The following is a 20,191-nucleotide window of genomic DNA, read 5'->3' as shown; positions in this document are numbered from 1 at the left end:
GAAAGGAGTTTTAACGTGGATAAGATTCTAAGAGAGAATGTAAATAAAGATTTTCATCAAGCTAAATGGAATGAACCTATCATTTTTGAGTTACATCAATCAGGAGAAGTTGGAGTAGAAGTTCCGCAACCTTCAAATGAGATTGTAGCAGCAGTCGGTGATGGTGTTTCATCCTTACCTCAGAAAATGAAAAGAGCAAATAAACCAAATTTACCAGAAATAGGACAAGCGCGGGTGTTACGACATTATGTAAGACTATCGCAAGAAACATTAGGCTCTGATTTTAATGTTGAAATTGGACAAGGCACTTGTACGATGAAGTATATTCCAAAAATTAATGAATTGCTTATTCGTAATCCTAAAATAATGGAATTACATCCTTTACAAGAGGGTAGTACTGTCCAAGGAATGCTAGAAATTATTCACAATTTGGACTTAGCGATGCGTGAAATTTCGGGGATGGATTGTTTCTCTTTCCAACCAAGTGGTGGTACACAAGCATTGTTTGCGATGGCATCGATTGTACGCAAATATTTTGAAGTAAAAGGTGAAGCAGATCAACGTAATGAAATTATTACAACCATCTTCTCACACCCTTCTCAAGCAGCAACCGCAGTAGTAAAAGGTTATAAAATAATAACTATTCATCCAGATAAAAATGGTTTTCCGGATATTAATAAATTGAAAGAAGTTGTATCCGAAAGAACAGCTGGTTTTGTTGTAGCTAACCCTGAAGATACGGGGATTTATAATTCTAAAATTAAAGAATTTACGAAAATAGTGCATGATGTTGGTGGAATTTGTTACTACGATCAGGCAAATGCCAATGGACTGTTAGGAATCACACGTGCAAGAGAAGCAGGTTTTGACATGTGTTTTTTCAATCTACACAAAACATTTGCAGCACCTCACATGTGTGGAGGGCCAGCAACAGGGGCTCTCGGGGTCACAGAAGAATTAAAGCCTTATTTGCCAGGTCCAATTGTTGAGAAAGAGGGAGACCAATATGTGTTAAATGATCAATTAGAGCATTCGATTGGAAAAGTACGATCATTCCATGGGGTAGCTCAAACGATTTTGCGTTCTTATGCTTGGATTAGAGCATTAGGCACAGATGGACTTAAAGCTGTGGCAGAAACAGCCGTATTAAATAACAATTATCTGTATAGTAAAGTATCAAAAATTCGTGGTGTAAGTGTGCCGTATATACAAGGGCAAAGATTAGAGCAAGTTCGTTATAGTTGGGAGCAGTTGGAGAAAGAAACAGGTGTTACAACAGAGGATGTACAGCGCCGAATGACTGACTTTGGTTTACATTACTGGACTAGTCATCATCCTTATATTGTTCCACAACCATTTACACTTGAACCAACAGAATCTTATTCTAAGGCAGATTTAGATGAATATATTCAAGCGCTTGAGCAGATTTCTAAAGAAGCATACGAAACGCCAGAAATTGTTAAAGCAGCACCGCAAAATAGCACAATTCATCAGTTAATTGAAGCAGACTATTTAGATGAGCCTTCTAAATGGTGTATTTCATGGAGGGTATATCTACAAAAGGTGAAAAATAAAAAAGAATTAATTAATAACCATTAGGGAGGTGTTTGAATGAGAACCAATCATAGAAGTTTAAAAAATAAGAGAGTAGTTATTACAGGAGGTGCTAGTGGTATAGGATTAGCCACAGCACAACGTTTTATAGAAGAAGAATCGATAGTGGCTATTTTAGATATTAATAAAGAGGGTATTGAACAGTCGATAAATGAAAATCCCGGAATTGCTAAAGGCTATGTAGTAGATGTTAGTAATCCTGAAAATGTAAACGCTGTTTTTGAGAATATAAAAAGAGATTTAGGTGGTGTAGATGTTTTTATTGCGAATGCAGGTATTAGCATTCGCAATAAGTTTCTTGATATTAGTCCTGAACAATGGAGTAAAGTATTAAACATTAATCTTAACGGGGTATTTTATACTTCACAAGCAGCCGCAAAAATTATGGTGGAGCAGGGCAAGGGTGTCATACTTATGACAGCGTCTACAAATGGAGTGACAGGACATCCATTCTATGCTGACTACAATGCTTCCAAAGCAGGGGTTAATCTTTTAGCACGAACAATGGCATTGGAGCTTGCTCCAAATATCCGTGTTAATACGATATGTCCTGGATACGTACTAACCCCTATGCAAATGGCTGAGTATACCCCAGATATGTTGGAAGTTGTAAATGAAGGTATCCCTCTGAAACGACATGCAGATCCTAAGGAAGTCGGAGCATTATACGCTTTCCTTGCTTCGGATGATTCATCTTATATTACCGGACAAACAATTGCTATTGATGGTGGAGAACTAGCTTAATTAAATGGAGGGGTTATTTGATGAAGAAAAATATATTCTATTTATTATTGGTGTTGGTTTTTTCGCTAATGGCGGCATGTTCGGAAAATAAAACAAATACACAAATTCCAGCTACTGCGGATGCAAAAAGTGAGGATCAGGATAAAAGTGTAACAACAGAAATGAAATTGGTTAAGGATGGCAAGTTAACATTTGCAATGAGTGGTTTACTAAAACCATTAAATTATAAGGAAAATCAAGAATTAGTAGGCTTTGATGTTGAGATAGGGAAAGAAATTTCAAAAAGGATTGGCCTTGAAGCAAATCCTGTAACAAATCCATGGGAAACAATTATTCAAGGGTTACGAGGTAATAAATATGATGCCATTATTGGCAGTATGACAGCTACTGAGGAAAGGTCTAAACAGGTCGACTTTTCAATCCCTTATTATGTTTCAGGTGCTACAGTATTTATCTCGAGTGAAAATAAGGAGATTAAAACGGTAGAAGATTTAAAGGGAAAAACGATAGGCGTGATGCAAGCTAGTACGTATGTTGAAGATGCTAAGAAATATACAGATAAAATCAAAGAATTCCCTAGTGAAATCTATGCATTACAGGATCTTCCACCAGGTCGGCTAGATGCAGTAATTACTGATAGAATTGTAGGTATTTCAGCAATGCAAGAATCAGGATTGAAGATTCAAGCCTTAGGAGAGGTCATTAAAAGAGAAGAAATTGCAGTGGCGATTAATAAAGATAATGAAGTTTTATTAGAAGCGATTAATAAGGCGATTGAAGAGATGGTTAAGGATGGAACGTATAAAGAAATAAGTATGAAATGGTTTGGGAAAGACTTGTTAGAATAACTGTTAAAAATAGTGTGCCTAGTATGCTAAAGACGTACTAGGCATAGCTACTAATTGTTCTAAAATATTAAAATTGCAGACTAAATAGATTGAAAATTCTTTCTATTTTACTTCCTACCAAAATCTAATTTTATTAATAAATTTTAGCTATCTATAGGAGAGTTTATCTTTTACGTCCACATACTTAAAAGAGGTTAGGTGATTAATATGGATTTTCTAACAAATGTAACATCTATATTCCAAAAGCATGGCATTGAGTTTTTAAAAGCGACAGTTTTAACGATTGAATTAACGATTGTTTCTTTATTTATTGCTTGTGTGATTGGGTTAGTGTTTGCCTTCTTCAAAGTATCCAATATAAAAATCTTGGAAAGTATTGCTAACGGCTACATTTTTGTTGTTCGAGGTATGCCATTAATCGTACAACTTATGTTCTTGTACTATGGTATTTCTAGTATTTTCACTTTATCAGACTTTGCAGCAGGATCCATTGCGCTCGGAATTCATTCAGGAGCATATATTGCAGAAATTTTTCGTGGATCCATTCAATCTATTGATAAAGGCCAAATGGAGGCTGGTCGATCATTAGGAATGACATATTTTAAAACAATGAGAAGAATTATTTTACCACAGAGTTTTAAAAGAGCTATTCCAGCATTAGCTAATCAATTTATCATAGGGTTAAAAGATTCGTCTTTAGTAGCTTATATCGCAGTATCAGAATTGTTTAACCATGCACTGTCAACTCAAGCATACAACTATATGCCTCTTGAAACATACTTTGTTGTGGGAATTTACTATTTAATTTTAGTCTTATTATTCACGCTGTTATTTAATAAACTTGAAAGTCGACTGGATGTTGGAAGGAGGAAAAAACGTGATAAAGTTGAAATCGCTTTCTAAATCATTTGGTGACTTAGAGGTTTTAAAAGGTATAAATCTTGAAATTAATAAATCAGAAGTGGTTGTTCTAATAGGGGCTAGTGGATCAGGGAAGAGCACTTTATTACGATGTATGAATTTTTTGGAGATATTAGATTCAGGTACGATAAGCATTAATGATGAGATTATTGATGTAAAAAGAACTAATTTAAATCATGTAAGAGAAAATATGGGGATGGTATTTCAACATTTTAATTTATTTCCCCATTTAAGTGTTTTACAAAATGTAATAGAAGCACCAATTCAGGTGAAAAGGCAAAGTAAAGAGGAAGCGATTAAATTTGCTATGAATTTGTTAACACGAGTAGGTCTTGCTGATAAAGCCAATTACTATCCTGAACAACTATCTGGTGGTCAAAAACAACGAGTTGCTATTGCTAGAGCACTGGCAATGAATCCAAGTGTTATGTTATTTGATGAACCAACATCAGCATTGGATCCTGAGTTGGTAGGAGAAGTCTTAGAAACGATGAAAAACCTTGCTAAAGACGGAATGACGATGGTCGTCGTAACCCATGAAATGGGCTTTGCTAAGGAAGTTGCGGATAGGGTGATTATGTTAGCAGATGGCAAAATTATTGAAGAGGGCTCTCCAGTAGAAATTTTTAAAGCGCCAAAACAAGAAAGAACGATTAAGTTTTTGCAACAAGTTTTATAATTATTATCTTTAATTAGGGGATGATGAGAGATGTTAAAAACGTATGAAGAAGTATTAAAGTTTACGAACGAACTTGTAAATATTGAAAGCATTGTTAATACTGAAGGGGAAATTAACATATCAAAGTCATTGGCTAAAACAATTTCTAATTTACCTTATTTCCTGAAAAATCCTAAATATGTGTTTACTTCACGAACAATAGATGATGAGGTTGAAAGGTACAATGTGTTTGCATTTGTAAAAGGTACTAAAGGAGATAGTAATAAAACGGTTGTGCTAATGGGACATACAGATACGGTGGGTATCGATGATTATAATAGTTTGAAAGAGAAGGCTTGTTTACCTAATGAACTTCATGAAGCGTTAAAGGGTGAAAAAGTTCCGCCGTTGGTTCGAGAGCATTTAGAATCAAATGAATGGTTATTTGGAAGAGGAACACTTGATATGAAGAGCGGTGTTGCAAGCCATTATTATCTATTAAAATATTATTCTGAACACCCAGAGGAACTGAATGGAAATATCGTATTTTTTGCTGAATGCGATGAAGAGGATAGTTCTCATGGAGTATTGTCTGGTTTAAATGATTTAAAAATGTTAAAAGTAGAGCATGGATTTGATTACGCGGCATTAATTAACTCCGATTTTGTTGCTCCTAAGTATGAGGGGGATGAAAGTAGATATATATATAAAGGTAGCGTTGGTAAGCTACTCCCTTCTTTTTATATAACTGGGGTGGAAAGCCATGTAGGCTCTAGTTTTGAAGGAATCGACCCTAACTATATTGCTGCGGAGTTAACTAGACAAATTGCATATAACCCAGAGTTATGTGATAAATCGTTAGGAGAAACACCGATGCCACCTGTAAGTTTGAAGCAAACTGATTTTAAAGAGACTTATACAGTTCAGACAGCTCTTGCTTCATATGTATATTATAATTTCTTTGTGCAATCATGGTCACCTAAAGATGTGTTAGAAAAGCTAAAAGTCCATGCTGAAATTGCATTTAATAATGCAATAGCTAATTTAAATAATCATTATAAGAGATATTGCGAAATTAGTGGGCAGGAATATACAAAATTGCCATGGAAGACGAGGGTATTATTCTATGAAGAATTAGAACAATCAATTATTGTTGAATATGGGGACAATTACAAAGAGCATATAAAAAATTTTAAACACGAATTATTAAAAAATAAAGAGTTAGATGTACGCATGTTTTCTGCAAAAGTGGTAGAAGAAGTTTGGAAGTGGACCAAGGATAAGAGTCCTGCAATCATTATTTTTTATTCTTCGTTGTACTCACCATGTGTAGAAGTAACTGGTAAAAATGAAAAAGAAAAAAATTTACTAACCGCTTTAGATTATGCAGTTGAAAAAGTTCAACCACATTATGATAAGCCTATTGTACAGAAAAATTATTTCCCTCATATTTGTGATATGAGTTGCGTAGCTATAAATGTCGATGAAGATAGTGTGAATTCAGTTGTTAACAATAATCCTAGCTGGAGAACTAAACATTATGTAAATTATGATGCCATTAGAGAACTAAATATCCCTGCAATCAATATTGGACCATATGGATATGATGCACATAATAGATATGAAAGAACAGAATTGAAATACACTATGGAAATAATGCCTAATTTAACAAAGCTAGTAATAGATAAATTACTTGAAAATTAAAGAGTTAATATTCATTTAAAGTAGTATCATGAACATGCAAAGGAGATAACTGCTGTGATGAATTAATATGGCCTTCAATGACCTGTTCTACATGCATCCATTTTAGTGATTATAGAACGTTTCGGATCTAAGCGAGGGTTAGGTCAGAAACATCTCGATTGGGGGATGATTAATCGTGCCATTACGGGACATGCTCATGGTCATTCCTTTTTTACTTCTTGTTGATAATACAAATAGATAGAGTCTTAATCTATATGCAAGGTAACTTTTTCTGACAGATGCTGTGACTGAAGAAGTGTACCTAAGATAAAAAAATGTAGACGCAATAATTTTTAAACTCTAATTTATTCTCATACTTGTTTGGCGGGGCTTTTGCTTATCTTATTTTTTTCTTCTATATAATAACTTATTCTTGTTCACATAAAAAACACCTTCACGTTGATTGTTCGGGATGCTTATCCCCTTATTTCAACGTAAGGTGTTTTCATTTGTATCAGTTTTTAGATTAGTGCATGGTAAAAAAACAAATCAAGGGTTATTTATAGAGTAGATCTTCTGCTAAATGAGTAAACACTTCACCGATTATCGACACTTCATCATAGACCGAGGAACCTGTATTTTCCTCAGGCTGAGCAAAAGGAATTTGAGCGATTACATCTGTCTGTAATAAATCTGCTAATTGTTCGGCACCACCTTGTCCAAATAGATAGTTTTTTTGACCGTCAGCGCCTTCAAAATAGGCCATGTTTTCAACAACACCAAGAATCCTGTGTTTCGTATGTTGCGCCATCAAGCCTGCACGAGATGCAACATGAGAAGCGGCAAGATGCGGTGTTGTCACGATGATTTCTTGGGCTTGTGGAATCATCGCAGCCATATCAATTGCAACATCTCCTGTACCAGGTGGTAAATCGATGAGGAGGTAATCTAAATCTCCCCATAGCGTGTTGACAAGGAAATTGCGAATCCACTTATTGAGCATAGGACCACGCCACATAACAGGCTGGTTGTCATTTGTAAAAAAGCCCATCGACATTATTTTTACGCCGTGACGTTCTACTGGAATCGCCGTTTGATCAAGCATGGTAGGCTTTTGATCAATCTTCATCATGGCAGGGATACTGAAACCATAGATATCAGCATCTAAAATACCTACACGTTTGCCAAGACGAGCAAGTGCAACCGCTAAATTAATGGTCACTGTAGACTTTCCAACACCGCCTTTACCACTTGTAATGGCAATGAATTGAACACCAGAATTAGGCAGTAGCATGTTTGGCATTCCTTGATCAGTCACATTCTTTGCCTGTAGAGAGGCGGTTAAAGTGCGACGCTCCTGATCTGTCATAGCGCCAAAGCTAATGGTAACAGTGGAGGCACCAAGCGCTTGTAAGGCCTCCTCCACATCTTGCTGTATTTTCGCCTTTAACGGACATCCTGGTATGGTCAAAATAATATCCAGGGCTATATGGTTGTCATGTATTTGAATGTTTCGCACCATATTCAAATCTACAATACTCTGATGTAGCTCAGGATCATTTACCTGTTTCAATGCGTTTACAACATTTTCTTTTGTTAACATTTAGGAACCACCTTATTCTTTTAAGCCTTTGCCGAGTCCCTTTAAGAAATGAACCCCAAAATTGAGCGCACGATTAACATCTGGATCGTTTATCATTTTCATGAGCTTAAAGGCACTGACCTTTTCATTCGATTCAAGTGCTTTGCTTGCTTCATCTACGCCTGTATTTAAGCCTTCAATCAGCTTAGTCGTTGTTTCAGGATTGAGCTCCGTCAATGCTCCCGCAACACCCATTAAATTGTTAATGATATTGGTTACAGGCTTACGTGTTAATTGTCCAAGTGCAATATGTGCCACTTCCTCTTTGGCTTCAAGTAGCTTCATTGCTGCTTCTAGTGCACCGATATCATTTAATTCAGCCATAATACTAAACACCTGATTGACGGCTTCTTCATTTTCAGAAAGCAGTTCTTTTAGATTATCTAATTTTTGTTCTTTTAGTTGTTCTTCTGTTAATTGTTGTTTTTTAATGCCTGTAATGGGTACAGCCATGCTCTCACTCTCTTTCGTTTATGGTTGTTAAGTGAACGTAGCCAGGACGATTCCATTTTCGTTGTACCTCAACACCATTTTGAGGATGACGCTTTTTATAGCGTGGGTTTGTGCGAGGAAGTGGTGATTTACCTTTTGCTTTTAGCACTTCTACTCGTACTTTTGTTTGTTTATAAGCTGGTGTTGACGTATTCACATCTGCTGCAGGACCAGTTAGGAAGTTGATGGCTGAATCTTTGCTAACAGAGTTCATTGGTAAGAATAATTCGTTTCCTTGTACGCGATCTGTAACAAGAGCATTTAGCTTCAAGGCACCATATGGAGACACTAAACGAAGTAGGGCTCCATCTGCAATGCCTCGTTCTTTCGCCAATTCTGGTGATACTTCAACGAAAATTTCAGGTACTTTCGATTGAATACCTTTCGATTTATTTGTTAGATTTCCTTCATGGAAGTGTTCAAGCATACGGCCATTATTAATATGACAATCGTATTGTGCTTCAAACTCAACAGGCTGCACCCAATCATTTAAAGCAAAACGAGCTTTCTTATCAGGGAAGTTAAAGCCATCTTCATATAATAATGGTGTATCTTTACCATCATGGCTACCCCAACAGAAGCTTCCCCAGCCTTCAAGAACATCATAGTTGGCTTGTGAGAAGAGGGGAGACAGGCTCGCCATTTCATCAAAGATGTCGCTTGGGTGATCATAATGCCAATCTGCACCTAAACGATGAGCAACCGCTTGCAATATTTCCCAATCTGCTTTCGACTCACCAAGTGTTGGTAATACTTGATACAGGCGTTGAACACGACGTTCCGTATTCGTAAATGTACCTTCTTTTTCAAGCGAAGGCGCAGCAGGTAAAATCACATCTGCATATTGTGCTGTGCGTGATAGGAAACAATCTTGGACAACGAAAAAGTCAAGGTGTGAAAGCACCTCATCTACATGGTTGGCATTACAGTCAACAAGTGCCATATCTTCGCCCACTAAATACATCGCTTTCATTTTCCCTTCCATAATCGCATCTAACATTTGCATATTATTTCGACCAGGCTGTGGTTGAATAGGGACACCATAGGCTTTTTCGAATTTTGCACGTGCCTCGTCATCTGTGACTCTTTGATAGCCTGGCAATAGATTTGGAAGTGTCCCCATATCGCAGGCACCTTGCACATTGTTATGGCCGCGGAGTGGGTAGGCACCAGCACCTGGACGACGATAGTTCCCAGTTGCTAAAAGTAAATTTGAAATCGCTGCGGATGTATAGGAGCCACCAGTATTTTGTGTTACACCCATGCCCCAAAGAACACATGTACCATCTGCATCACGAATCATTTCAGCTACTTCGATCAATGTTTCCTTACTAATACCAGTCATTTCTTGTGCATAATCAAGTGTATAGGTTGCAAGTACTTGTTTAAAATCATCATAATGAAGGACGTTTTCTTGAATAAACGCTTCATCATGCCAACCTTGATCAATGATATATTTGGTAACAGCCATTAACCAAACTTGATCAGTACCTTGCTTTGGACGCATAAAGATGTCGGAACGCTCTGCCATTTCATGCTTACGAATATCAGCAACAATTAATTTTTGACCATGTAATTTATGTGCACGTTTCACACGTGTTGCTAAAACAGGATGTCCCTCAGCTGGATTAGCCCCAACAATAATGACAAGTCCAGCCTTAGCGATATCTTTGATCGTACCAGCATCTCCTCCCATGCCAACTGTACGTAATAAACCATCAGTTGCAGGAGATTGGCAATAACGAGAACAATTATCGACATCGTTTGTTCCAAATAATTGACGGGCCATTTTTTGAATTAAGTAATTCTCTTCATTTGTAATTTTAGAAGAGGAGATAAAGCCAACAGAACCTGGACCATATTGTTGTTGAATGCCACCTAGTTTTGTTGCAATTAAATCAAGTGCTTCATCCCACGATGATTCCACAAACTCATTATTTTTACGAATGAGTGGTTTTGTAATACGTTCCTCAGAATTGATAAAATCCCAGCCGAATTTCCCTTTGACACATGTAGAAATCGCATTTACTGGACCATCGGAAGGCTGTACTTTTAAAATTTTACGACCCTTTGTCCAAACTTCGAACGAGCAGCCTACACCACAGAAAGTACATACTGTTTTTGTTTTTTTGGTGCGCTTACTACGCATGGCTGCTTCCACTTCAGAAACGGCAAAAATACCACTATAGCCTGGTTCAACTTCCTTAATCAAACTGATCATCGGATTTAACATATCCTGTTTGAGGCCAGTCATAAATCCAGCCTCTCCAAGCATGGATTTTTCCATTAAGGCATTACATGGACATACGGTTACGCATTGACCACAACTTACACAGGAAGAATCATTGATAGCAACGCCCGTATCCCAAATGACACGTGGTCTTTCTGCTTCCCAATCAAGGGATAATGTTTCATTTACCTGTAGATTCTGACAAACCTCTACGCACTGACCACAAGCGATACATTGGTTAGGATCATATCGATAAAACGGATGTGACATGTCTACTTCATGAGGTTCCACTTTTGGCTGGTAGGGATATTTTTGATGCTCGATTTCCATCATTTCGGCTGTGTTGTGTAAAGCACAATTGCCATTGTTGTTATCACAAACTGTACAATACAGTAAATGATTTTCGAGTAGACGGTCCATAGCTTCTGTTTGTGCCGCTTTTGCTTTGTCAGAAGTTAGGAGTACATTCATGCCGTCTACTGCCTTTGTAGAGCAGGAACGAACTAATTGGCCATTCACTTCCACGATACATGTATCACATGTTTCAATGGGGTCAACAGCTGGCACATGACAAATCTGTGGATGCGGAATGTCATGTTGATTAATGGTATCAAGGATTGTAGCTCCTTCTTTTACTTCATACGGTACGCCATTAATATTAATTTGAGTCAAGGTAACTTCCTCCTTTTGCACTTTGAGACGAATCGGATAACATGGTACAGCTTAAGACAAAAGGGAATAACGAATCGAGTTGGTGATTGTTGAAAAGATTGTCTTGTTATCATTGTAATTCCCAATGGTTCTTGAAGCTACCTCAAAATAGGTAAATTGCTAGATCATAACATGTTATCCATGTCTCGGTTTTGAAAAAATAAAAAAATCCACCATGAAATTACATGTCCGAGACATGCTAATAATTCATGGTGGATAAAATTCTTAGCAGGTCTTGCTAAAAACTCAATCTACTTTTATTTTTTAATTACAATAGAATTCAACTATTAAAAACACTATGCAACATCGTAACATAGGGTTCAAAATAAATTAATTCCATTTGTGATATGAATATTATAGCCCTTTCCTTCAAAATGAACAATATTTATCATAAAATTTATTAAATGAGAATTATTATCAAAAAGTATTTTCTCTTTTATTTTTTTAAAAGTTGCTATATCATTAACAAACTGTAAGGGTGGCCTACATAACCATTTGCCTAAAAAAGTTTAATTATGATGGGAGAATCGTTGCTATGTCTAAAAAAATCCACGAATTTAATGACATGATTCGAAAGTTAAGAAAGGAAGTATTTGGTAAAGGTCCTGAACGTATTCATACTGTTTTTGTCGAGAATATGGCTGTATCTACCTTATACGGAAATATCACTCCGACAGAAAAATTTATTGCCAGTACACCAGAAGGGCTGAAAATGGTGCATGCTGCAAGGACGAGTATGATTCAAGATTTATATAGACAATCGCCACCAGAGGGTATGGAAGAATTGATGGGCAGCAAATTACTTCACTTATTTTCAGATATTAAAATTGAAGAGGATTTTGCGATTTCCGTCTTTGTTTTTGAAAAGCATATCAGTGAATAAAGGGGATGCCTTATGGATCGAGCAATGACAAGAAAAATTGTGCGTGTTGAAGGACAACGAGTGACAGAAATGGTTGATTTAATTGTTTCAGAATACGCTGTTACCGTAAAAATTAATCAGCAGGAATTTGTCACGATGGTCTGTACACCCGAGTATGTAGAAGATATGGTTATTGGCTACTTAGCTTCTGAACGAGTGATTCGTAGTTTTGAGGATATTGAGGAAATTTGGCACCAAGAGAAAGAGGGTTTTGTGCATATTAAAACAAAGCATATTAATCCTTATTACCAACAGACGCAAAACAAGCGCTATATTACGTCTTGCTGTGGGATGAGTCGACAAGGCTTTGTGTTTACGAACGATGCATTAGTAGCAAAAAAAATGGATCAAGTCCATGTGCAAATAACGACCGAAGATTGCTTCCGTTTAATGCATGCGATGCAGGATAGTGCAGATATTTTTAAGAAAACGGGTGGCGTGCATAATGCTGCACTATGTGATGTAAATGGCATCGTCCTAAGTCGCATGGATATTGGACGTCATAATGCTTTGGATAAAATTTACGGCTATTGCCTACGCAACAACATCCGTATGGAAGATAAAATTATCGTCTTTAGCGGACGAATATCATCGGAGATTTTACTAAAGGTTTCCAAAATAGGTTGTGCCATCGTGCTGTCTAAATCAGCACCCACAGAATTAGCATTGCAATTAGCAGAGCAGCTTGGTATTACGACGGTTGGCTTTATTCGGCAACAGACATTGAATATTTATACACACCCACAGCGCATCCTATTACCAGCTAATGAATTGAAAGAAGGAGATTAGATGACGAATCTACAAGACCAATTACACAGACCGTTAAGAGATTTAAGAATATCCGTGACAGATCGTTGTAATTTTCGCTGTCGCTATTGTATGCCAGCAGAAGTATTTGGTCCAGATTACGCATTTTTACCGTCTGATAAAATATTAAGTTTTGATGAAATTGAACGATTAGTAAAAATCTTTGTTTCATTGGGCGTGAAAAAAATACGGATTACAGGTGGGGAACCCTTACTACGTCGTGATTTGCCCGAATTAATTGCCCGTATTCACCGCATAAAAGGTGTAGAAGATATTGCTTTAACAACCAATGGCTCGTTATTAAAAAAATACGCACACTCATTGGCACAGGCAGGCTTAGCCCGAGTTTCTGTTAGTTTAGACTCGCTTGATGATGAGCGTTTTTTCGAGATGAATGGTCATAGAGGCAAGGTATTGCCAGTGTTAGAGGGAATTGAAAAGGCTGCAGAAGCGGGCTTACAAGTAAAAATTAATATGGTTGTTCAAAAAGGGAAAAACGAACAAGATATTGTTACCATGGCGCAGTTTTTTAAAGAAAAACAGCATATTCTACGCTTTATTGAATATATGGATGTAGGGAATTCGAACGGCTGGCGCTTGGATGATGTGGTGTCCAAAAAAGAGATTATTGAGCAAATCCATCGGTTTACGCCGTTACAACCAGTAGCGCCCAATTATAAAGGAGAGGTGGCAACGCGTTATCAGTATCAAGATGCTCAAGGTGAGATTGGTGTAATTTCATCTGTAACGGATTCATTTTGCTCCAATTGCTCACGTGCTCGTCTCTCTGCAGAAGGTTCATTATACACTTGTTTATTTGCAACAGAAGGCACGGATTTAAGGGAATTGTTACGTTCAGGGCAAGATGATGCTGCCATCATCAAGTGCATTACGAACGTTTGGGAAACAAGAAATGATCGTTATTCCGATGAACGCAATGAACAAACGATGGCAAAAAGGAAAACGTCAAAAATTGAAATGTCTCATATTGGGGGGTAGCGTGTAAAAAACAGAAAAAAATCGGCACAATAATGCCGAATTTTTTCTGTTTATTTATGCACAAAAGTGCCACTTTTCCCACCTGTTTTTTCAACAAGGTAAGTTTCTTTGATGACCATCGTCTTATCAACGGCTTTGCACATATCATAAAAAGTTAGTGCTGCGACAGACACAGCAGTGAGAGCTTCCATTTCAACACCCGTTTTTCCACTGCATTTAACAGTGGCTTGAATATGGAGCTCATAGCCATTCTCTGCTTTTTCATAGTCAAACTGGAAATCCGTACCCTGTAGCATGATGGGATGGCACATGGGAATGATATCAGCTGTTTTTTTAGCTCCCATTATCCCTGCAATTTGCGCAACTTGCGTCGGATCACCTTTTTTAATGCCACCTTGTTGGATGGCTTCATAGACCGCATCGGATAAAAGAATCGTACTGCGCGCAATGGCTGTACGTGTTGTGATTTCTTTTGCGGAGATATCGACCATTTTAGGACGACCTTCTTCGTTCCAGTGTGTAAAATTATTCATTATTAAACTCCTTTTTACTTGTTTGTGACCAGTCTTGTTGTGCGTTGATATTGATAAATGTTGAGCTATCGTCATCAAAAGGGACATAACAGACACGAAGTTGCTCTAAAAGCACTTTCATACTCCGTTTATTTTGTGCCGTTAATTGTGTCGCCTTTGGTAAAGCAGTACGTCGATATAATGCAGCTAATGGCTGATCGCGTAGTGCTTGCGTCGGAACAATGGCATCATAAGTGTCATCAATCAAACCTACCATTTTTTGGATAAATTCTGCATTCATATAAGGCATATCGCTTGCTACGACAAAAAACCATTCCACATCAGGATAGGCTGTCATGATATGATGCAAAGCAAAAAGAGGGCCTTGATGTGGCTGCTTTTCAATAACCCAGTGGACATTTTCCTGTCCAAACTGATGTTGTAAGTGCGCATTTGTAGCGATAATAAGAGGATCCAGCTGATTTTTTTGCAGGGCTATGAGACTATGTTTATATAATGGCTGTCCAGCAAACATCTCAAACATTTTTGGCTGTCCATAGCGAGAGGATTGACCGCCAGCTAACACTATACCTGCAATTTTCATACGCGCTTCAACTCACCGACAAAATGTTGGACTGTAGGTACTATGAGCTTCGTCATAGCTAAAGTCACCGCATTTGTAGAGCCTGGTAAAACATAAATGGCTGTTTGCTGAAGACTTCCAGCGGTGGCACGACTAAACATCGCCTTTGGGCCAATTTCTTCATAGCTGAGCATTCGAAATAATTCACCAAACCCCATCATTTCTTTTTCAAACAGAGGCAGAATGGTGTCATAGGTTTGGTCTCTTGGTGTAAATCCTGTTCCACCCGTAACGATAATGGTATTAATTGTTGGATCGCTGCACCAATTTTTAACATAATGAGCGATATCGAGCGGTTCATCCTTTGTTAGTTGGTAGTCTATAACTTCAAATGCAGCTTCCTGTAGTAAGGACTGAATACGCTGACCAGCATGATCATCTGCCTTTGTGCGTGTATCACTGACCGTTAAAATGGCAACTTGAATTGGTTGCTGCTGATGTGTGGGATGCACAGTAAGACCTCCTTCAAATGCGTTTTTGCTAAAAAACATTGCTTTTATTATAATGCTATAAATGAAAAGGTCAAACGAAAATTCATAGAAAGAAAGGCCACATACGTATGCAAAATAGATATTCTAGACAACAATTATTTCACCCTATCGGACAAACTGGGCAACAATCCCTTCAGCAAAAACACGTCCTTATTATAGGTGCGGGGGCATTGGGGAGTGCTAGTGCAGAAGCGCTTGTGCGAGCAGGTATTGGCAGGCTGACACTCATTGATCGTGATTATGTAGAGTGGAGTAATTTACAAAGACAGCAATTATATACAGAGCTAGATGCACAAGAAAAAATGCCCAAAGTTATCGCAGCTAAAAAGCGTCTCCAACAAATAAACACAGAGGTAGAAATTCATGTCGGCATTATGGATGCTTGTACAGAGACCTTGCTACCATTACTAGAAGATGTTGATGTGATGGTCGATGCGACCGATAATTTTGATGTTCGTTTTGTCATGAATGACCTTGCGCAAAAATATCGTATTCCTTGGGTATATGGCTCTTGTGTTGGTAGTTATGGTGCGACTTACACGGTTGTACCAGGTAAAACGCCTTGTTTGCATTGTTTATTAAAGGTGATGCCCCATACAGGGATGACTTGTGATACCGTTGGCATTATTAGTCCAGCAGTTCAAATTGTTGCTGCTTATCAGGTGGCAGAGGTTTTCAAGCTGCTTGTTGGAGATGACAAGGCCTTACGAAAAAGCTACTTAACGTTTGATGTTTGGCAAAATCAACACTATGAAATCAATATGGAGAAAATAAGGCAGGGTGATTGTCCATCTTGTGGCGACAAGCCGACCTATCCTTACTTATCCTACGAAAATCAAACGAAATTACAGATCCTTTGTGGCCGAGACGCGGTACAAATTCGACCACCAAAACCCATTTACTATTCGCTTGATCAGCTGGCAAATCAGCTCTGTTCCCACGGAGAAGTCCAGGTTAATCCTTATTTGCTATCTTGCCAAGCGGACGATTACCGAATCGTTATTTTCCAAGATGGGCGAGTTGTGATACATGGTATACAAGATATACAGAAAGCCAAAAGCATTTATTATCGTTTATTAGGTTAAGGGAGTGTACCAAATGGTAGAAAAAAGACAACCAATTCCTGTGGCAGAAGCCGTTCATCGTGTAATGGACTATGCCGTTCAAGCAAAAAAGGAGCATGTGTCATTAACGCAAGCACATGGACGCTTTATAGCACAAGCTATTAGAGCCGATCATGATGTACCTGCTTTTGATCGTTCACCGTATGATGGCTATGCCATTCGTTCCGTCGATAGCCAAGAGGCATATTCACAGCATCCAGTCCGCTTTCAAGTCGTTGGAGAAATTGGCGCAGGCTATGTCTATGAAGACGTAGTTGGCGATCATCAAGCAGTCCGCATTATGACAGGGGCGCCGATACCGCAAGGTTGTGATGCAGTGGTCATGCTAGAATTAACCCAAACATTCGAAGAAAATCATCAAAAGTATATGTCGATTAAACGACCTTTTGAAGCAGGTACTAATATTTCCTATAAAGGGGAAGATGTGCAGCAAGGCGCAGTCCTCATTGAACAAGGCCAATATATTAACCCGGGTGTGATGGCCTTACTTGCTACTTTTGGCTACGAGCAAGTACCTGTTTATTGTAAAACAGTTATTGGTGTGCTTGCCACTGGTAGCGAATTACTAGAGCCAGGTGAAGCTTTACAGCCAGGTAAGATTCGCAATAGTAATGCCTATATGATGATGGCGCAAATTGAGCGTGCTGGGGCAGAAGTGAAATATTTCGGCAAGTTGAGCGATGATCTTACATTATGTATTGAAAACGTAGAAAAAGCCTTACAGGAAGTAGATATTTTAATTACAACGGGTGGCGTTTCCGTAGGTGATTATGATTATTTACCAGCTATTTATGAGGCGATCGATGCAAAGGTATTGTTTAATAAAATAGCGATGCGTCCAGGTAGTGTGACAACGGTTGCTGCTCGCAACGACAAATTATTATTTGGTCTTTCTGGTAATCCTTCAGCCTGCTATGTTGGCTTTGAGCTATTTGTACGTCCGATTATACGTTCTGCATATGGGCATACTCAACCACATTTACGCAGAGAGCAAGCGATTTTAGGGGCTGATTTTACAAAGCCAAATCCCTTTACACGCTTTGTACGAGCTCGTATCGAATATGAAAAAGGGAAGCTCGTAACTGTCCCATCTGGGTTCGATAAATCGAGTGCAGTTTCATCTTTAGCGACAGCCAATGCATTCATTGTTTTACCAGGTGGCTCTAGAGGCTATGAAAAGGGTATGCAAGTGGATGTCCTTTTGCTAGAAGATCTGCAAGGAAGTGAGTGGCCTTGGGACAATATCGAAAAATCTTACAGATAGTTGGCTATCAAAATAGTGGGAAAACAACATTGATGGAGCAATTGATCAGGCAGGCTACAATGGAAGGGCTGAGGGTAGGAACCATTAAGCATCATGGACATGGTGGAGTACCGACGATCGAAACTTCCAAGGATAGTAGTCGGCATGAGCAAGCAGGCGCGGTTGTCACAGCAGTGGAGGGGGCGGGTACTTTACGTATGAGTATCCACCAAAATAGCTGGCAATTGGCTGATATACTAGCGATTTATGAGTCCCTTCCACTGGATATCATGCTAATTGAAGGGTATAAAAATGAACATTATCCGAAGGTTGTGCTGCTGCGCACTGCACAGGATCAAGTACTACTACAGCAAGTAACCAATATCCTCTGTGTGATTTTTTGGCCAAGCTGTCCGCTTGATCTATCCCTTGCAATCCCTGCTTTTTCGATTTATGAAGAATCACAATATATGGAATTTTTGTTGACAGAAATGAGGGGAAAACTATGACGACAGCGTTATTTGAAGTTATCGATCAACCAATAGATGTGGAGGAAGTAAGACAAAAAGTCCTTAGTCGAAATGCTGGAGCCATCACATTATTCATCGGTACAGTGCGTGAAATGACAAATGGTAAAAAAACGATGCATTTGGAATATCAAGCCTATCCAGCAATGGCGATTAAAATGTTTGAACAGATTGCAAAGGAAATACAAGAAGAGTGGCCAGAAGCAAAAGTGGCCATCACCCATCGTGTCGGTCATTTAGCTATTTCCGATATTGCCGTAGTGATTGCTGTGTCATCACCGCATCGTAAAATAGCTTACATGGCGAATGAATATGCAATTGATCGCATAAAACAAATCGTGCCCATATGGAAAAAAGAACATTGGGAGGACGGGACAGAGTGGATTGGTGATCAATTAGAAAATGTTCCCTATCCGCAAGGGAAACCAGCCATTCAGGAGGAGGAAAACCTGTGATTAACATTTTATTATTTGCCCACCTACAGGAAGCACTAGGTGAATCAAAGCTATCAGTAGAGCTGTCAGATGTGACAGTTGCTCAGTTAAAAGAGTGGATGGAAAAGCGCTACCCTCAGCTATCATTACAACAGATCATGACAGCGGTTAATGAGGAATTTGCAACGGATACGACGATTGTCAAATCTGGCGACACAATCGCCTTTATTCCACCGATCAGTGGGGGATAAGCAAAAAGAGGTAGTTGGCTTGAGCCAACTACCTCTTTTATACTTTCAGGATATGGATACTAAGAAGTAAAAGAAAGGAAATGGCGATCATACACAGAACCCATGTCCAGGCAAGGGTCATGTTTCCAGAATCGATGGCCATATATATTGCTAGCGGTGTTGTTTGTGTTTTCCCTGGAATATTTCCCGCAAACATAAGTGTCGCTCCAAACTCACCCAAAGCTCGTGTGAAGCTTAGAATCCCACCAGAAACAAGTGCCTTTAATGCAAGGGGAATGGACACGTAAAGAAAGACCTGCCATTCATTCGCCCCATCCACACGTGCTGCATTTTCAATATCTCGATCGACAGAGGCAAAGCCAGTTTTAGCTGATTGATACATTAATGGAAAGGCAACGATTGTAGAAGCGATGACGGCCGCCCACCATGTGAACATGATAGGTTGATCGAATAGCCAGATAATGATATCTCCTAACATACTATTTTTCCCGAAAATGACGATAAGCAGGAAACCGACTACTGTAGGAGGTAATACTAATGGTAATAGCAATACCGTTTCTAGCACTAGTTTGCCTTTGAAATCATGGGTTGCCATCCATTTACCCATTAAAATACCTGCTATAATAGCGATGATCCCTGCAACAAAAGCAATTTCGATCGAAAGCCTAAGTGGAGACCAAAAATCGGTACTCATC

General features: G+C 38.6%; 21 protein-coding genes. 14 read left to right on the top strand and 7 right to left on the bottom strand.

Annotated elements, in window-relative coordinates; all coding sequences use genetic code 11:
- Positions 1–15: 15 nt before the first annotated feature.
- The 6 genes from gcvPB to C7B89_RS06025 all read left to right on the top strand — a co-directional run bounded on the left by gcvPB (position 16) and on the right by C7B89_RS06025 (position 6,489).
- Complete coding sequence (gene gcvPB / locus C7B89_RS06050) at positions 16–1,599, top strand: aminomethyl-transferring glycine dehydrogenase subunit GcvPB (RefSeq protein ID WP_115673320.1); 1,584 nt, start codon at positions 16–18, stop codon at positions 1,597–1,599.
- A gap of 12 nt (positions 1,600–1,611) precedes the next feature.
- Complete coding sequence (locus C7B89_RS06045) at positions 1,612–2,358, top strand: SDR family NAD(P)-dependent oxidoreductase (RefSeq protein ID WP_048392442.1); 747 nt, start codon at positions 1,612–1,614, stop codon at positions 2,356–2,358.
- A gap of 20 nt (positions 2,359–2,378) precedes the next feature.
- Positions 2,379–3,206, top strand: coding sequence for an ABC transporter substrate-binding protein (locus C7B89_RS06040; RefSeq protein ID WP_048392443.1), 828 nt, complete (start codon positions 2,379–2,381; stop codon positions 3,204–3,206).
- Between the two features lie 207 nt (positions 3,207–3,413).
- A complete protein-coding gene (locus tag C7B89_RS06035; RefSeq protein WP_048392444.1) occupies positions 3,414–4,109 on the top strand; it encodes an amino acid ABC transporter permease in 696 nt (231 codons plus the stop codon).
- Positions 4,084–4,806 (top strand): amino acid ABC transporter ATP-binding protein, encoded by a 723-nt coding sequence (locus C7B89_RS06030; RefSeq protein WP_004230601.1) that lies wholly within the window; start codon positions 4,084–4,086, stop codon positions 4,804–4,806. The genes C7B89_RS06035 and C7B89_RS06030 overlap by 26 nt, the downstream gene beginning before the upstream one ends.
- Before the next feature lie 30 nt (positions 4,807–4,836).
- Positions 4,837–6,489 carry a M20/M25/M40 family metallo-hydrolase gene (locus tag C7B89_RS06025; RefSeq protein WP_115673319.1) on the top strand — a complete coding sequence of 551 codons (1,653 nt, stop codon included), beginning with the start codon at positions 4,837–4,839 and terminating at the stop codon, positions 6,487–6,489.
- A 535-nt stretch (positions 6,490–7,024) separates the two neighbouring features.
- On the opposite strand, the gene C7B89_RS06020 is transcribed toward C7B89_RS06025, so the two are convergent.
- From C7B89_RS06020 to fdhF, 3 genes are read right to left on the bottom strand one after another with little or no spacing between them, the layout of a single operon-like run.
- Positions 7,025–8,071: an Mrp/NBP35 family ATP-binding protein gene (locus C7B89_RS06020; protein ID WP_115673318.1), complete on the bottom strand. Its 1,047-nt coding sequence runs from the start codon at positions 8,069–8,071 to the stop codon at positions 7,025–7,027.
- 12 nt (positions 8,072–8,083) lie between these two features.
- On the bottom strand, positions 8,084–8,563 hold the full coding sequence (locus tag C7B89_RS06015) for a helical membrane plugin domain-containing protein (RefSeq protein WP_048392447.1): 480 nt from the start codon (positions 8,561–8,563) through the stop codon (positions 8,084–8,086).
- A gap of 4 nt (positions 8,564–8,567) precedes the next feature.
- Positions 8,568–11,504, bottom strand: a complete 2,937-nt coding sequence (fdhF, locus tag C7B89_RS06010) for a formate dehydrogenase subunit alpha (RefSeq protein ID WP_115673317.1) — start codon at positions 11,502–11,504, stop codon at positions 8,568–8,570.
- 574 nt (positions 11,505–12,078) lie between these two features.
- On the opposite strand from fdhF, the gene C7B89_RS06005 reads away from it, so the two are divergent.
- Genes C7B89_RS06005 through moaA form a run of 3 tightly spaced genes read left to right on the top strand, consistent with a single transcriptional unit; the run spans position 12,079 to position 14,271 of the window.
- Positions 12,079–12,426 (top strand): Na-translocating system protein MpsC family protein, encoded by a 348-nt coding sequence (locus C7B89_RS06005; protein ID WP_004230595.1) that lies wholly within the window; start codon positions 12,079–12,081, stop codon positions 12,424–12,426.
- Between the two features lie 12 nt (positions 12,427–12,438).
- Complete coding sequence (gene fdhD / locus C7B89_RS06000; RefSeq protein ID WP_004230594.1) at positions 12,439–13,254, top strand: formate dehydrogenase accessory sulfurtransferase FdhD; 816 nt, start codon at positions 12,439–12,441, stop codon at positions 13,252–13,254.
- Positions 13,255–14,271 carry a GTP 3',8-cyclase MoaA gene (gene moaA / locus C7B89_RS05995; protein WP_054550427.1) on the top strand — a complete coding sequence of 339 codons (1,017 nt, stop codon included), beginning with the start codon at positions 13,255–13,257 and terminating at the stop codon, positions 14,269–14,271.
- A gap of 50 nt (positions 14,272–14,321) precedes the next feature.
- Here the strand turns inward: moaA and moaC are convergent, their stop codons facing one another.
- Genes moaC through C7B89_RS05980 form a run of 3 tightly spaced genes read right to left on the bottom strand, consistent with a single transcriptional unit; the run spans position 14,322 to position 15,878 of the window.
- Positions 14,322–14,804 (bottom strand): cyclic pyranopterin monophosphate synthase MoaC, encoded by a 483-nt coding sequence (gene moaC, locus C7B89_RS05990; RefSeq protein ID WP_048392450.1) that lies wholly within the window; start codon positions 14,802–14,804, stop codon positions 14,322–14,324.
- Complete coding sequence (mobA, locus tag C7B89_RS05985; protein WP_115673316.1) at positions 14,797–15,387, bottom strand: molybdenum cofactor guanylyltransferase; 591 nt, start codon at positions 15,385–15,387, stop codon at positions 14,797–14,799. The genes moaC and mobA overlap by 8 nt, the downstream gene beginning before the upstream one ends.
- The gene (locus C7B89_RS05980; RefSeq protein WP_115673315.1) at positions 15,384–15,878 is read right to left on the bottom strand and encodes a MogA/MoaB family molybdenum cofactor biosynthesis protein; all 495 of its coding nucleotides are present in this window, start codon (positions 15,876–15,878) and stop codon (positions 15,384–15,386) included. The genes mobA and C7B89_RS05980 overlap by 4 nt, the downstream gene beginning before the upstream one ends.
- A gap of 107 nt (positions 15,879–15,985) precedes the next feature.
- Here C7B89_RS05980 and C7B89_RS05975 point away from each other — a divergent pair, with 107 nt between their 5' ends.
- Genes C7B89_RS05975 through moaD form a run of 5 tightly spaced genes read left to right on the top strand, consistent with a single transcriptional unit; the run spans position 15,986 to position 19,496 of the window.
- Positions 15,986–17,002, top strand: a complete 1,017-nt coding sequence (locus tag C7B89_RS05975; protein ID WP_115673314.1) for a thiazole biosynthesis adenylyltransferase ThiF — start codon at positions 15,986–15,988, stop codon at positions 17,000–17,002.
- Between the two features lie 13 nt (positions 17,003–17,015).
- On the top strand, positions 17,016–18,305 hold the full coding sequence (locus C7B89_RS05970; protein ID WP_115673313.1) for a molybdopterin molybdotransferase MoeA: 1,290 nt from the start codon (positions 17,016–17,018) through the stop codon (positions 18,303–18,305).
- Positions 18,275–18,793 (top strand): molybdopterin-guanine dinucleotide biosynthesis protein B, encoded by a 519-nt coding sequence (mobB, locus tag C7B89_RS05965; protein ID WP_081011035.1) that lies wholly within the window; start codon positions 18,275–18,277, stop codon positions 18,791–18,793. Before C7B89_RS05970 ends, mobB begins: the two co-directional genes overlap by 31 nt.
- Complete coding sequence (locus C7B89_RS05960) at positions 18,790–19,266, top strand: molybdenum cofactor biosynthesis protein MoaE (protein WP_048392456.1); 477 nt, start codon at positions 18,790–18,792, stop codon at positions 19,264–19,266. Before mobB ends, C7B89_RS05960 begins: the two co-directional genes overlap by 4 nt.
- A complete protein-coding gene (gene moaD, locus C7B89_RS05955; protein WP_004230585.1) occupies positions 19,263–19,496 on the top strand; it encodes a molybdopterin converting factor subunit 1 in 234 nt (77 codons plus the stop codon). The genes C7B89_RS05960 and moaD overlap by 4 nt, the downstream gene beginning before the upstream one ends.
- 37 nt (positions 19,497–19,533) lie before the next feature.
- Here the strand turns inward: moaD and modB are convergent, their stop codons facing one another.
- Positions 19,534–20,190, bottom strand: a complete 657-nt coding sequence (modB, locus tag C7B89_RS05950; RefSeq protein ID WP_066037751.1) for a molybdate ABC transporter permease subunit — start codon at positions 20,188–20,190, stop codon at positions 19,534–19,536.
- Position 20,191: the final 1 nt, after the last annotated feature.

The sequence above is a fragment of the Lysinibacillus capsici genome (assembly GCF_003367505.1).
Taxonomy (GTDB): domain Bacteria; phylum Bacillota; class Bacilli; order Bacillales_A; family Planococcaceae; genus Lysinibacillus; species Lysinibacillus capsici.
Note: the sequence above shows the minus strand (reverse complement) of the source record. Positions and strands in the feature narration are given on the sequence as shown.

What these genes read in the sequence shown, in the direction of transcription:
- C7B89_RS06045 (WP_048392442.1), top strand. Translation starts at nt 1,612, where the DNA reads ATGAGAACCAATCATAGAAGTTTAAAAAATAAGAGAGTAGTTATTACA.
- C7B89_RS06040 (WP_048392443.1), top strand. Translation starts at nt 2,379, where the DNA reads ATGAAGAAAAATATATTCTATTTATTATTGGTGTTGGTTTTTTCGCTA.
- C7B89_RS06035 (WP_048392444.1), top strand. Translation starts at nt 3,414, where the DNA reads ATGGATTTTCTAACAAATGTAACATCTATATTCCAAAAGCATGGCATT.
- C7B89_RS06025 (WP_115673319.1), top strand. Translation starts at nt 4,837, where the DNA reads ATGTTAAAAACGTATGAAGAAGTATTAAAGTTTACGAACGAACTTGTA.
- C7B89_RS06020 (WP_115673318.1), bottom strand. Translation starts at nt 8,071, where the DNA reads ATGTTAACAAAAGAAAATGTTGTAAACGCATTGAAACAGGTAAATGAT.
- C7B89_RS06015 (WP_048392447.1), bottom strand. Translation starts at nt 8,563, where the DNA reads ATGGCTGTACCCATTACAGGCATTAAAAAACAACAATTAACAGAAGAA.
- C7B89_RS06005 (WP_004230595.1), top strand. Translation starts at nt 12,079, where the DNA reads ATGTCTAAAAAAATCCACGAATTTAATGACATGATTCGAAAGTTAAGA.
- fdhD (WP_004230594.1), top strand. Translation starts at nt 12,439, where the DNA reads ATGGATCGAGCAATGACAAGAAAAATTGTGCGTGTTGAAGGACAACGA.
- moaA (WP_054550427.1), top strand. Translation starts at nt 13,255, where the DNA reads ATGACGAATCTACAAGACCAATTACACAGACCGTTAAGAGATTTAAGA.
- moaC (WP_048392450.1), bottom strand. Translation starts at nt 14,804, where the DNA reads ATGAATAATTTTACACACTGGAACGAAGAAGGTCGTCCTAAAATGGTC.
- mobA (WP_115673316.1), bottom strand. Translation starts at nt 15,387, where the DNA reads ATGAAAATTGCAGGTATAGTGTTAGCTGGCGGTCAATCCTCTCGCTAT.
- C7B89_RS05975 (WP_115673314.1), top strand. Translation starts at nt 15,986, where the DNA reads ATGCAAAATAGATATTCTAGACAACAATTATTTCACCCTATCGGACAA.
- C7B89_RS05970 (WP_115673313.1), top strand. Translation starts at nt 17,016, where the DNA reads ATGGTAGAAAAAAGACAACCAATTCCTGTGGCAGAAGCCGTTCATCGT.
- C7B89_RS05960 (WP_048392456.1), top strand. Translation starts at nt 18,790, where the DNA reads ATGACGACAGCGTTATTTGAAGTTATCGATCAACCAATAGATGTGGAG.
- modB (WP_066037751.1), bottom strand. Translation starts at nt 20,190, where the DNA reads ATGAGTACCGATTTTTGGTCTCCACTTAGGCTTTCGATCGAAATTGCT.